The organism is Corynebacterium sp., assembly GCF_052107835.1.
Lineage (GTDB): Bacteria > Actinomycetota > Actinomycetes > Mycobacteriales > Mycobacteriaceae > Corynebacterium.
Window position 1 is genome coordinate 24065 of sequence record NZ_JBQEDF010000015.1, and the last position, 12887, is coordinate 36951.

The window sequence follows — 12887 nt, forward strand, 5'->3', positions numbered from 1 at the left end:
ACGAGCCTGACCTGGACGAGGCTCACCGACGACTCAGCCACGGATGCCACCACCACACCAGGTCATCCGACTCCAATAGCTGGAAGGGCTTCTTCAACCATCGCTTCCAGCGGAGCCTCAACCTCACCGTGTCCACCACCTGGTCAGCCATGTGCCGGGGGACATACTGCACACATCGATCCGTGTACCGCAGTAGCGTCCACCCCCATCGTGCCGCGGCATTACCCTTCCAACGGTCCGAGATGAAGATCTCTTCGCCAGCCTCCTCCCCGCCGGCGGCATGGAAGGCATAACTGTCGATCTCCACCAGTACCTTCGCCTCCTTGAAGACGATGTCGAAGCGGTAGCCACGGACCTTGTGGTTGACCAGTACCGTGACATCGGTGTCCCCCAGCGCATTCAGGATCAGGGTGATGGCCTTCAACTCCAGTTTGCTAGCGGTCCCGGTGATCACGCCGTCCAGCAGCCGCAACGCGGACCTGCGATGTCGGGGTGGAAGTGCGGCCAGGTCCTCGGCCAGAACATCATTGCCTTTCGCCCCGGCATACGCCTGTTGGAGGAACTCGCCGAGCCGTCGACGGCGCTGGCCCTCCGATCCAAGGAATGGATCATCAGGGTCGCGGTCCTCGACATGGACGGCAGTCTCTATCGGAGAGGTGACCCGCACTCCGTTGACTGTCCAGGCGTGCGTGATCTGCGATGGCGTGACCTGCAACAGAACTCCGCCGTCCCGGGTTTTTCCACGGGGCATCCGGACCGGCGTCGGCCACTCGACAGTTGATCGGTGCCCGAGTTCGTATACGAATGTTGCTCCCCGGCCCGTGAATGTCGCATCCGGGTGCGCATGGGAGAGTGCCTGAAGCTTCAGGAGGTCATCCGGATTCTCCAGGGTGTAGATCCCCTGTGAGACCCGGAACAGTTTCCCTGTGTCCACTGCGCCTTGGATCTGGTGCCTCGTCTTCCCCGCCGCGTCCAACTCCTTCGTGAGCCAGATGATCTTCCGGCCTGCCACGACGTCGTTGACGTCGTTGGTCTTCTCGACATCACCGGTCTTCTCCCCCATGGGTTCCCCTCGTCGTCGTTCCCCTGATTGCCATCTTTTCTTCCCCGCGGTCCCTCCCTCCGCTGACCGCAACACTATCCCATCGCGAATCAGTCTTGCCCCAATTCCGCCGATCATGCGGTCTCACGGTGCCGTGATCCTGCGGCTCAATCGTACGGTTCACGCAGAAATAAGGTCGCGGCGGCAACTCCGCACCGGTTTGACTCCTTCGACTTAAGAAGAAGTGTCCGAACCGGTGCGGAGTTGCCGATGCTGAGGCTTGAAGAGGGACGGGAGGGGCCGGCGGGGACACGGGGCGGCGCTACTGTACCGGTGAGATCGATGGGGCCGATGAGATCGGTGAGGCTGCTGGAGCCGGTGGAGCAGGTGAGGCCGTCTCGGCTCAGGGCTGGGGGACGGCGCTGCGCACGGAGGTGTCGTGGGCGCCACTGAGGAATGCGGCCATCCCGGGCCAGTCACGCTGCGCCTGCACCATCCCGCGGGCCAGGGAATCGCGCAGCACATCCACGTTGCGTTCGGTGGAGCTGACCGGCGCCTCATCCTCCGGGAAGTACAGGAACGCCCGCCCCGCCTTCTCCAGGGCGTAGAGCCGGTCCATCGTCGCGTTGTAGCGGATGTGCCGGGTGGCCATGGCCTCGGCGACCGCGGGGTAGCGCCGCAGCAGCGCGCGCCACACCCGGGTCTTGCCCATCGGTGGCTTCACGTAGCCGCGCGGGTGGGTGAGCACCGCGAAGAAGCGGCCGTAGCCGTCGGCCAGGGCGGCGTCCAGCGGGATCCCGCCACTCGGCCCCAGCGCGCCGTCCACGTACGGCACCCCGTCGATGCGCGGTACCGGCATCGCCAGCGGGATGGTGGACGACGCCCGCACCCGGGTCATCAGGTCCGCCGTGCTGGACACGTCCTCGCGTCCCCAGTACACGGGGTCGCCGTTGTCGGCGCGGGTGGCGCTGATGCGGAACTCCGTGCCGCTGTCCATTGCCGCGGCAAAGTCGTAGGGACGCGGCAGATCGAGCTCCGGGGCCTGCTCGTAGATGTAGTCGGCGTTGAAGTAGCCCTTGCCCCTCAGCAGCCACGTCCACCCGCCGAAGTTCGGGTCCATGGCGAAGTCCACCAGGCTGTGCCGCAGCCGGTCGCGCTCCCGGGTGAGGTAGCTGATCAGGTGGGTCGCGCCGGCGGAGACTCCCCCGGCCCATCCGAACCGGACGTCATGCTCCAGCAGCAGGTCAAGTACCCCCGTGCCGTAGGACGCACGCATTCCCCCACCCTCGAGCAGCAGTGCGGTGTCCCGCGCATCGGTCATGGGCGTCCGGCTCCTTTTCGTACGTGGTGTCTCTAGGCGGTGTCTTCCCCGAGCAGGTGGACGTGGACCATGTTGGTGTTGCCCTCGGTGCCGGGGGGCGAGCCGGCGACGATGACCACGGCGTCCTCCGTGGAGTAGCCGGCGTGGCCGAGCAGGATCGAGTCCACCTCCTTCATGATCTGGTCGGTGGTGCTGACCTCGTTGGTCAGGAAGGACTCCGCGCCCCAGGTCAGGGCGAGCTGGTTGCGCACCTCCTGGAAGGGGGTGAACACCAGCAGAGGCAGGTCGGAGCGGAGCCGGGCGACGCGGCGGGCCGTGTCACCGGAGGCGGTGAACGCCACCAGCGCGCGGGCGTTGAGACGCTCGCCGATGTCCTTCGCCGCGAAGCTGATCACGCCGCGCTTGGTGCGCGGGACGTGCGACAGTGGCGGAACCTCGCCGTCGACCTCGGCGGCGAGCACGATGCGCGACATGGTCTTCACCGTGTCGACGGGGTACTTGCCCACGGAGGTCTCGCCGGAGAGCATCACGGCGTCCGCCCCGTCGAGCACGGCGTTGGCGACGTCGGACGCCTCCGCGCGGGTCGGTCGGGAGTTCTCGATCATCGAGTCCAGCATCTGGGTGGCCACGATGACGGGCTTGGCGTTCTCGCGGGCGATCTGCACCGCACGCTTCTGCACCAGCGGCACCTCCTCGAGCGGCACCTCGACACCGAGGTCGCCACGGGCGACCATGACGGCGTCGAAGGCGAGGATGATCGGCTCGAGGGCGTCGACGGCCTCGGGCTTCTCCAGCTTCGCGATGACGGGGACGCGCCGTCCGACCTCGTCCATGATCTCGTGGACGAGCTCGACGTCCGCCGGGGAGCGGACGAAGGACAGGGCGATGACGTCCGCCCCCATGGTCAGGGCGAAGCGCAGGTCGGAGATGTCCTTCTCGGACAGGGCGGGCACGGAGATGTCCATGCCGGGCAGGGACACGCCCTTGTTGTTGGAGACCGGGCCGCCTTCGACGACCTCGCAGACCACGTCGTTGCCGTCGACGGCCTTGCAGACCAGCCCGACTTTGCCGTCGTCGACGAGCAGGCGGTCGCCGGGCTTGGCGTCGCGTGCGAGCTGCCTGTAGGTGGTGGACACCCGGTCGTGGGTGCCGGTGATGTCGTCCACGGTGATGCGGACTTCCTCACCGGTCTCCCAGTAGGTTTTCTCCTCCTGGAAGCGGCCCAGCCGGATCTTCGGCCCCTGCAGGTCGGCGAGCACGCCGATCGATCGGCCGGTGTCCTCCGCGGCCTGCCGGACCCATTCGTAGTTCTGCTGGTGGTCCGCGTGTTCACCGTGGGAGAAGTTCAGGCGGGCGACGTTCATACCCGCCAGGGCCAGCTCCCGGATCTTGTCGGCGGAGGCCACTGCCGGGCCCAGGGTGCATACGATCTTGGTGCGTCTACTCACCTTCCCGAGGATAACCGCGCCCCCGTGCCCCCGCTACTGCTGGGGTGGTTCTGCGCCGGTGTCCTTCGACACGTCGGACGCTGGGGCGTCGGACGCGGCGTCCACCTCGGTGTCCTCCGGCCCGTCCCCGGGATCCTCCGTGTCCTCGTCGGCACCCCCGGGGCCGGCGACGGTCCCCGGGTCCTCCCGGGTGCGCCTGCGGGTCAGGACGAACAGTGCCACGGCGAGGACGAAGACCACCGCGGAGACGACGGTGTTGATCCGGATGTCGCCGAAGACGGTCGTCGCCGGGTCGGTGCGGACCAGTTCGATGAAGAAGCGGCCGAAGGTGTAGCCGGCGACGTAGAGCATGAACACCCGGCCGCCGCCGAGACGGAAGCGGCGGTCCGCCCACACCAGCAGGAGGACGACGAGCACGTTCCACAGCAGTTCGTAGAGGAACGTCGGCTGAACGGTGGACAGCACGAAGCCGTCGGACACCCCGTCCATCTGGTCGATATTGCCGTCCTCGTCCAGTCGCCGGTAGATCTCGAGGGCCCAGGGGGCGTCCGATTCCCCGCCGTAGAGTTCCTGGTTGAACCAGTTGCCGAGGCGTCCTATCCCCTGGGCCAGCAGGATCGGCGGCGCCACCGCGTCGGCGAAGGGCGCCAGCGGGACCTTCTTGTAGGCCAGCACGGCCCACACCGCCAGGCCACCACCGATTACCGCGCCCCAGATGCCCAGGCCACCGTTGGTGATCTTGAATGCGTCGACCCAGTTCTGCCCCTCCCCGAAGTACAGGTGGTTGTCGGTGATCACGTGGTAGATCCGTCCACCGACGATGCCGGCGGGCACGGCGGCGATCGCGGCGTCGATGACGGTGTCGGCGTATCCGCCACGGGCAACGTAGCGCCGCACAGTCCACCAGACGGCAATGACGATGCCGAGCAGGATGCACAGGGCGTAGGCGCGCAGCGGGACCGGACCGATCTGCCATACCCCCTGCGGCGGGGACGGGATGGCCGCGAGGATCTCCTGGTTCATCGGCGGACTCCTTCGGCGAGTTCGGCGGCCAGGGTGTCGAGTGCCCCAACACCCAGGGACGCGGCGGAGATCAGTGCGGAGCCCACGATCACCCCGTCGGCGAAGGTGGCGATCGCTGCGGCGTGGTCGCCGGTCCTCACGCCCAGGCCCACGGCCACCGGCAGGTCGGTCGCGGCCCGCGTGCGGGCGACGAGTTCCTTCGCCTCGGACGGGACGTCCTCCTGTGCCCCGGTGACGCCCATGTGCGACTGGGCGTAGATGAAGCCACCGGCGGCGTGGACGGTGAGGTCCATGCGCTCCGGCGTGGTGGACGGTGCGACGAGGTAGACCACGTCAAGGCCATTGGCCTGACAGGCAGCGCTCCAGCGTCCGGCCTCCTCGGGCAGCAGGTCCGGGATGATCGAGCCGAGACCGCCGGCGGCCGCGAGCTCCTCGGCGAACTTCTCCGGGCCGTACTGCAGGATCGGGTTCCAGTAGGTCATGATCACCGCGTTGCCGCCGGCGTCGGTGATCGCCCGGACGACCTCGATGGTGTCGCGGACGCGGAATCCGACGTCCAGTGCGACCGTGGCGGCGTCCTGGATCGTCGGACCGTCCATCATCGGGTCGGTGAAGGGGATGCCGACCTCGATCAGGTCGGCGTGGCGGGCCAGTGTGGTGGTCAACCCGATCGAGTCCCCGACCGTGGGGTAGCCCGCCGGGAGGTAGCCGACGAAGGCGGCACGCCCCTCGGCGCGCGCCGAGGTGAAGATGTCGGACAGTCGGCTCATGAGTTCTTCTCCTCGGGGTGCATGCCGAACCACGTTGCGGCGGTGTCGACGTCCTTGTCGCCGCGTCCGGAGACGTTGACGATGAACACGGGACGTTCGCCGGACGCGCCGTCGGCACGGGTGCGGGTCCCGTCGGCGTACTCCGCGCCGACCCGGATGGCCAGCGCCACCGCGTGGGCGGATTCGATGGCCGGGATGATGCCCTCGGTGCGGGTCAGCAGACGGAAGGCCTCCATCGCCTCGGCATCGGTGACCGGCAGGTACTCCGCCCGGCCGTCGGTGGCCAGGAAGGAGTGCTCGGGACCGACGCCGGGGTAGTCCAGGCCCGCGGAGATCGAGTGGGACTCGATGATCTGGCCGTCCTCGTTCTGCATCAGGGCGGCGAAGGACCCCTGGAACACGCCCTCGCGTCCGACGGTGATCGGTGCGGCGTGGTGCCCGGACTCCACCCCGTCTCCCCCGGCCTCGCCGCCGATCAACGCCACGGACTCGTCGTCGATGAAGGGGTGGAACAGGCCGATGGCGTTGGAGCCGCCGCCCACGCAGGCCATCACGGCGTCCGGCAGGTGCCCGGTGGCAGAGAGGATCTGTTCGCGGGCCTCGACGCCGATGATGCGCTGCAGGTCGCGCACCATCTGCGGGAAGGGGTGCGGTCCGGCGGCGGTGCCGAAGCAGTAGTAGGTGTCGTCCGCGTGGGAGACCCAGTAGCGCATCGCCTCGTTGATGGCGTCCTTCAGCGTCGCCGAGCCGATGGTGACCTCCTCGACCTCCGCGCCGAGCAGCCGCATGCGGGCGATGTTCAGGGCCTGCCGTTTCGCGTCGACCTCGCCCATGTAGATCCGGCAGTTGATGCCCAGCAGGGCGCAGGCGGTCGCGGTGGCAACACCGTGCTGGCCGGCGCCGGTCTCGGCGATGACGTTCTCCTTGCCCATCCGCTTGGCGAGCAGCACCTGGCCCAGCACGTTGTTGATCTTGTGCGAGCCGGTGTGGTTGAGGTCCTCGCGCTTGAACCACACGTCCGCGCCGACGGCGTCGGAGAACCGTGCACCGTAGTACAGCGGCGACGGACGGCCGGTGTAGTTGCGGTGCAGCTCATCGAGTTCGTCGAGGTAGGCCTGGTCGGCGCGGGCCTTCGCCCAGGAGTCCTGGATCTCCTGGATCACGGCCATCAGCGCCTCGGGGACGTAGCGTCCGCCGTAGTCCCCCCAGTGCCCCAGGTCGTCCGAGTCGTGCGTGGTGGGCACGGCCAGGACCTCCCCCGCGGTCGGCAGGCCGAGCGTGTTCTTGAAGTCGCGTTTGTCGTTCCCGGATGGTGTACTCACACCGGTGAACTGTACCCGACAACCCCTACGGCTCGGGACGGAAGGCGGGGTGCTGTCCGGCGGCGACGAGCGACCGGCAGGCCTGCCCCGGGTTGGACGCGGTGACGAGCCCCTCACCGACCAGGATGGCGTCCGCGCCTGCGGTGGCGTACGCCTGCATGTCCTTGGTGGTGCGCACCCCGGACTCGGCGATCTTCACGACGTCGGCGGGCAGCTGCGGGACGATCCGGGTGAACACCCCGGAGTCGACCTCGAGGGTCCTGAGGTTCCGGGCGTTGACGCCGATCACCTTCGCCCCGGCCTCGACGGCGCGTTCGGCCTCCTCCTCGGTGTGGACCTCGACCAGGGCGGTCATGCCCAGTGACTCGGTGCGGTCCAGCAGGGCGGTCAGCCGCTCCTGCTCCAGGGCGGCGACGATCAGCAGGACCACGTCCGCACCGTGGGCCCGGGCCTCGTGGATCTGGTACGGGTTGACCATGAAGTCCTTACGCAGCAGCGGGACGTCCACCGTCGCCCGGACCTTGTCGAAGTCGGCCAGCGAGCCGTGGAAGCGGCGCTCCTCGGTCAGGCAGCTGATCACGGTGGCGCCGTTGGTCTCGTAGGCCTTGGCGAGCACCTCGGGCTCGGGGATGTCGGCGAGGTGCCCCTTGGACGGGCTGGCCCGTTTGACCTCGGCGATCACGCTGACCGCGGGGGTCTGCAGGGCGGTGAGCGCATCCAGGGGTGCCGGGGCGTTGTGGGACATCGCCTTGATGTCGGCGAAGGGGACCTCGGCCTCGCGGCGCGCGGTGTCCTCCAGCACGCCGGCGATGATGTCGTCGAGGACGGACGTCTGCTGTCTCATGCGGCTCATGTTATCCCCGCGGGGACGCTGCATCGGAATCGGGGTCGTCATCGGCGTGATCCGGGTCACGGTCGGTCGGGTCCACCCCGGCGTCCAGGGCGTCCCACAGCACCCGCCCGGAGCCCGGGTTGGCGTCCAGGTCCTCCTCGACGCCCTCGCGCCGGGCCTCCGGCGTCTCGTACCTGGAGTGCCCCTTGCGCGCCTCACCCGGCTTCATCGCCAGCAGGACGCCGCCGACCACGCCGATGGCAGCGGCGGCGAGCAGCAGGATGACCGGGCCGGTGTGCACCTCGCCGTCGAGGACGGTCGCCCACTCGGAGATCTGCACGGGGTCGTTCTCCCGCTGGCTGGCGCCGCCGCTGGTCAGCAGGGACCGGGCACGCTCCAGGTCGGGGTCCCCGGACAGCAGGTTCACCGCGGCGAATCCCGCGGCCCCGGCGAGCACGGCGGAGACTCCGCCCAGCACCCGCCGCGTCCACGGCGGCACCGCCAGGGACAGGATCATCGCGGCGAGCATCGCCAGCGCCAGCGGGGTGCCGGCGGCGTCCCACACCGAGCCGACGAGTGTCTCGGTTGTCTCGCCGCTCTTGTCGTCGTCGACGGTGACGGTCAGCCAGGTCATCTGGCCGGCCCCCCAGAGCCCTGCGGCACTGAGGATGGTCAGCAGGATGGCGAGGGTGCGTCCGCTGAGCCGCTTCACTGTGCCACCGCCACGGTGTTCCCTGTGTCCCCGAGGTTCTCCATGGTTTCCGCGGCGGCCACGGCGCGCAGCACAGCCAGGGCCTTGTTCTGGGTCTCCTCGTCCTCGGCCACCGGGTCGGAGTCCGCGACGATACCTCCCCCGGCCTGCACGTACACGGTCCCGTCCTTGTAGAGGCCGGTGCGGATGGCGATGGCCTGGTCGGCGTTGCCGGAGAAGTCGAAGTAGCCCACGGTCCCACCGTAGACACCGCGGCGGGTGTCCTCCAACCGGTCGATGATGGTCAACGCGGAGGGCTTCGGCGCCCCGGACAGCGTGCCCGCGGGGAAGGTGGCGATGAAGGCGTCCACCGCGGTCCTGCCCTCCGCCAGGCGACCGCTGACCCCGGAAACCAGGTGCATGATCGCGCTGTAGCGCTCCACGTGCCGGAAGTCGTGGACCTCCACGCTGCCGGGCGCGCAGACCCGGCCGACGTCATTGCGCCCCAGGTCGACGAGCATCAGGTGCTCGGAGTTCTCCTTCTCGTCGCCCAGCAGCTCCTTCTCGAGCAGCTCGTCCTCCTCGTAGGTGGAACCGCGCGGCCGCGACCCGGCGATGGGGAACGTGGTCACCCGGCCGTCCTCGACCTGCACCAGGGACTCCGGGGAGGAGCCGATGATCTGGAACGCGGTCTCCGAGAAGTCGTCGGACGGCACGTTGAGCAGGAACATGTAGGGGCTGGGGTTGGCGACGCGCAGCATGCGGTAGACGTCGAGGCCGGGGACGTCGGTGTCCAGCTCGAAGCGCTGGGACAGGACGATCTGGAAGGCGTCGCCGGCGCGGATGTGCTCCTTGCACTGTTCGATGCGCGCCATGTGGTCGTCCTGGCTGCGCTGGCGGCGGGGCTGCGGCGGCGGGGTGGAGAACGTGGCGGACGGCAGGTGCGTGTCCTGCGACAGCCGCTGCGCCATGGCGTCCACGCGGGCGACGGCGTCGGCGTAGGCCTCGTCCACCCGATCGTCGGAGCCGTCCCAGTTCACCGCGTTGGCGATGAGCCAGATCGTGCCCTCGTGGTGGTCGACCACGGCGAGGGTGTCCGCGAGCAGCTGCACCATGTCCGGGACGTCCAGGTCATCGGTGCAGGTGTCGGGGATGTCCTCGATGTAGCGGATCACGTCATGACCCATGTAGCCCACCAGTCCGGAGGTCAGGGTGGGCAGGCCGGGCATGCGGTCGGTGTGCAGCAGTTCCAGGGTCTCGCGGATCACCGCCAGCGGGTCGGCACCGGACGGGGCGCCGGACGGCGGGGTTCCGATCCAGTGCGCGTCGCCGTCCTTGGCGGTCAGGGCGCAGCGGGCGCCGGCGCCGATGAAGGAGTGCCGCGACCAGGACTGGCCCGGTGCGGCGGACTCCAGCAGGAAGGTGCCGGGACGCCCACCCGCCAGCTTCGTGTAGGCGCTCATCGCGCTCTCACCGTCGGCGAGGACCTTGCGCGCGACGGGCACCACCCGGTGGCGGGCGGCGAGGGTGCGGAAGGTCTCCAGACTGGTGACCTGGTAGGGGTCTGTCACTGGCTTCTCCTCTTACAGCAGCCGGTCGGCGTCGAAGCAGGTGTGGTCGCCTGTGTGGCACGCCCCGCCGGTCTGGTCGACGGTGAGCAGCACGGTGTCGCCGTCGCAGTCGAGGCGGACCTCGTGGACGTACTGGGTGTGCCCGGAGGTCTCACCCTTCACCCAGTACCCGTCGCGTGAACGCGACCAGTAGGTGCCCTTGCGGGTGGCGAGGGTGTGGGCCAGGGCGTGGTCGTCCATCCAGGCCATCATCAGGACGTCCCGGGTGGACTTCTCCTGCACGATCGCGGCGACCAGGCCGTCACCGGTGCGCTTGAGACGCCCGGCGATGGCGGGGTCGAGATCGTAGGACGCGGGATCACTCGTGTCAGTCACTGCCGTACCTCGATTCCTTGCGTGGCCATGTCGTTCTTCACGTCACCGATGGCGACCTCGCCGAAGTGGAAGATGGAGGCGGCGAGCACGGCGTCCGCCCCGGCCTCCACGGCCGGAGGGAAGTCCGCGGCCCGGCCCGCCCCACCGGAGGCGATCACCGGGATGCTGACCGCGTCGCGTGCGAGGCGGATCAGTTCCAGGTCGAAGCCGTCCTTGGTGCCGTCGGCGTCCATGGAGTTCAGCAGGATCTCGCCGACGCCGAGCTCCTGGCCCTTCACTGCCCACTCGATCGCGTCCAGACCCGCCGAGCGGGTGCCGCCGTGGGTGGTGACCTCGAAGCCGCTGGGCTGGTTGCCGGTGCGGCGGGCGTCGACGGACAGGACGATGCACTGCGCGCCGAAGCGTGCGGAGAGCTCCGCCAGCAACTCGGGCCGCGCGATCGCCGAACTGTTCACCGAGACCTTGTCCGCCCCGGCCCGCAGCAGCTGGTCCACGTCCTCCTCGGAACGCACGCCACCTCCCACAGTCAGCGGGATGAACACCTGGTCAGCGGTGCGGCGCACCACGTCCAGCATGGTGCCACGGCCGTCCTTGGACGCGGAGACGTCGAGGAAGGTCAGTTCGTCGGCGCCCTCGGCGTCGTAGCGGGCGGCGAGCTCCACCGGATCACCGGCGTCGCGCAGGTTCAGGAAGTTGACGCCCTTGACCACCCGGCCGTCGTCGACGTCCAGGCACGGGATGACTCGTACTGCAACACTCATGTACTGCTCACCTTATTCCTCCCCGGTCCATGATCTCCTGGGCATTGCGTGCGGCGGTGCCGATCGGCACCGACCGGATGTGGTCCAGCAGTCGCTGGTGGACCTCGGGCTCACCGGCGACCAGACCGGAGACGCCGGGACGCCACGGGTCACCGTTGAAGTCGGTGACCACTCCCCCGTTCTCCCGGACGTGCAGGATCCCGGCGGCGTTGTCCCACAGGTTCGGGCTGAAGGTGACCGTGCCGCCGAAGACACCGGCGGCGGTGTAGGCCAGGTCGATGCCGCAGGAGCCGGTGACGCGCATCCGCGGGTACGTTTTCCCGATCGCGTTGAGCATGTCCTGGCGGTACGAGATCGGCAGGTTGCCGCGGCGCTGCGACAGGATCGAGCCGAAGCTGATCTGGGTGATGCCCGGGTCCGAGGGCAGCATGGAACGGGCGGGGTGGCCGTCCACGTAGAGTCCGTGGCCCTTGCGGGCGGTGATGCGCTGGCCGAGCAGCGGCATCTCCGTCACCGAGACCACGGCTTCACCGCGGTGCACCAGGGAGACCAGGATGCAGCAGAACGGGTTGCCGACGGCGTAGTTCGCGGTGCCGTCAATGGGGTCGACGACCCAGCAGGTCTCCGGGAGTTCGTCGAGGCCGGGGTTCTTCTCCGCGTCGGTGCGGTCGGCGAGGTCGGTGCGTTCACGGCGCGGGCCGTCGAGGTCGTCGGCCATGTCGTCGTTGGGATTGATCTCCACCGGGTCGCCGGGGCGTACCACCCCGTACTCCTCGCCGTGCACCGGCAGCCCGGTGTACTGGGTGAGCAGGGTGCGCAGCTGGCGCTCCACGGTCAGGTCGGCCTCGGTGGCGAAGTCGCCGGGGCTCTTGATCACCGACGGTTCGGCGCCGACGGCGGCGCTGAAGGTCGTCTCCGCCTCATCGACCGCCGCTTCGGCGATCGAGAGCAGTGCCCGGGTGTCGACTCCGGTGCTGTCCTCAGCCAATCTTCTCACCACCGGCCACCGCCAGAGCCTCCTCGAGGGTGAACTTCCCGGCGTAGAGGGCCTTGCCCACGATCGCCGAATCCACGCCCTCCTCGACGACGGCGGCCAGCGCACGCAGGTCCTCGAGGCTGGAGATGCCGCCGGACGCGACGACCGGGGCATCCGTCGCCGCGGCGACATCGCGCAGCAGGTCGATGTTGGGCCCGGAGAGCATCCCGTCGCGGGAGACGTCGGTGACCACGAACCGGGAGCAGCCCTGGGAGTCGAGTCGTTCCAGGACCTCCCACAGGTCGCCGCCGTCGGAGACCCAGCCACGCCCGCGCAGCCGCCACTGCCCATCGATCTGGCGGGTGTCCAGGCCGATGGCCACACGGTCGCCGTGCTCGGCGATGATCCTCTCGCACCACTCGGGGTTCTCCAGGGCGGCGGTGCCGATATTCACCCGGCGGCACCCGGTGGACAGGGCGCGCTCCAGCGAGGCGTCGTCCCGGATGCCCCCGGAGAGTTCCACGTCCACGTCGAGTGAACCAACGACCTCGTTGAGCATCTCGAAGTTGCTCCCCTTGCCGAAGGCGGCGTCCAGGTCCACCAGATGCACCCATTCCGCTCCCGCGTTCTGCCAGGCCAGTGCGGCGTCCAGCGGGGCGCCGTAACTGGTCTCGGTACCGGCGGCGCCCTGGACCAGGCGCACGGCCTGACCGTCGGCGACGTCAACGGCGGGGAGCAGGGTAAGTGTCATGGAA

13 protein-coding genes are annotated in these 12887 nt (G+C 69.0%); all 13 read right to left on the reverse strand.

Annotated elements, in window-relative coordinates:
- Nucleotides 1–22 precede the first annotated feature (22 nt).
- Nucleotides 23–1180, reverse strand: coding sequence for a hypothetical protein (locus ACTIL2_RS05825; protein ID WP_442336505.1), 1158 nt, complete (start codon nucleotides 1178–1180; stop codon nucleotides 23–25).
- 265 nt (nucleotides 1181–1445) lie between these two features.
- Nucleotides 1446–2363 carry a patatin-like phospholipase family protein gene (locus tag ACTIL2_RS05830; RefSeq protein ID WP_442336506.1) on the reverse strand — a complete coding sequence of 306 codons (918 nt, stop codon included), beginning with the start codon at nucleotides 2361–2363 and terminating at the stop codon, nucleotides 1446–1448.
- A 32-nt stretch (nucleotides 2364–2395) separates the two neighbouring features.
- A complete protein-coding gene (gene pyk / locus ACTIL2_RS05835; RefSeq protein WP_442336507.1) occupies nucleotides 2396–3811 on the reverse strand; it encodes a pyruvate kinase in 1416 nt (471 codons plus the stop codon).
- A 33-nt stretch (nucleotides 3812–3844) separates the two neighbouring features.
- On the reverse strand, nucleotides 3845–4834 hold the full coding sequence (gene lgt, locus ACTIL2_RS05840) for a prolipoprotein diacylglyceryl transferase (RefSeq protein ID WP_442336508.1): 990 nt from the start codon (nucleotides 4832–4834) through the stop codon (nucleotides 3845–3847).
- Nucleotides 4831–5604 carry a tryptophan synthase subunit alpha gene (trpA, locus tag ACTIL2_RS05845; RefSeq protein WP_442336509.1) on the reverse strand — a complete coding sequence of 258 codons (774 nt, stop codon included), beginning with the start codon at nucleotides 5602–5604 and terminating at the stop codon, nucleotides 4831–4833. The genes lgt and trpA overlap by 4 nt, the downstream gene beginning before the upstream one ends.
- Complete coding sequence (gene trpB / locus ACTIL2_RS05850; RefSeq protein ID WP_442336510.1) at nucleotides 5601–6926, reverse strand: tryptophan synthase subunit beta; 1326 nt, start codon at nucleotides 6924–6926, stop codon at nucleotides 5601–5603. The genes trpA and trpB overlap by 4 nt, the downstream gene beginning before the upstream one ends.
- 25 nt (nucleotides 6927–6951) lie before the next feature.
- On the reverse strand, nucleotides 6952–7770 hold the full coding sequence (gene trpC / locus ACTIL2_RS05855; RefSeq protein WP_442336511.1) for an indole-3-glycerol phosphate synthase TrpC: 819 nt from the start codon (nucleotides 7768–7770) through the stop codon (nucleotides 6952–6954).
- A 10-nt stretch (nucleotides 7771–7780) separates the two neighbouring features.
- A complete protein-coding gene (locus ACTIL2_RS05860) occupies nucleotides 7781–8470 on the reverse strand; it encodes a TIGR02234 family membrane protein (RefSeq protein ID WP_442336512.1) in 690 nt (229 codons plus the stop codon).
- Nucleotides 8467–10020: an anthranilate synthase component I gene (locus tag ACTIL2_RS05865; protein ID WP_442336513.1), complete on the reverse strand. Its 1554-nt coding sequence runs from the start codon at nucleotides 10018–10020 to the stop codon at nucleotides 8467–8469. Before ACTIL2_RS05865 ends, ACTIL2_RS05860 begins: the two co-directional genes overlap by 4 nt.
- Before the next feature lie 12 nt (nucleotides 10021–10032).
- Nucleotides 10033–10395, reverse strand: coding sequence for a phosphoribosyl-AMP cyclohydrolase (gene hisI / locus ACTIL2_RS05870; RefSeq protein WP_442336514.1), 363 nt, complete (start codon nucleotides 10393–10395; stop codon nucleotides 10033–10035).
- A complete protein-coding gene (gene hisF / locus ACTIL2_RS05875) occupies nucleotides 10392–11156 on the reverse strand; it encodes an imidazole glycerol phosphate synthase subunit HisF (RefSeq protein WP_442336515.1) in 765 nt (254 codons plus the stop codon). The genes hisI and hisF overlap by 4 nt, the downstream gene beginning before the upstream one ends.
- Before the next feature lie 7 nt (nucleotides 11157–11163).
- Nucleotides 11164–12144, reverse strand: coding sequence for an inositol monophosphatase family protein (locus tag ACTIL2_RS05880; protein WP_442336516.1), 981 nt, complete (start codon nucleotides 12142–12144; stop codon nucleotides 11164–11166).
- On the reverse strand, nucleotides 12137–12883 hold the full coding sequence (priA, locus tag ACTIL2_RS05885; protein WP_442336517.1) for a bifunctional 1-(5-phosphoribosyl)-5-((5-phosphoribosylamino)methylideneamino)imidazole-4-carboxamide isomerase/phosphoribosylanthranilate isomerase PriA: 747 nt from the start codon (nucleotides 12881–12883) through the stop codon (nucleotides 12137–12139). The genes ACTIL2_RS05880 and priA overlap by 8 nt, the downstream gene beginning before the upstream one ends.
- Between the last annotated feature and the right edge of the window lie 4 nt (nucleotides 12884–12887).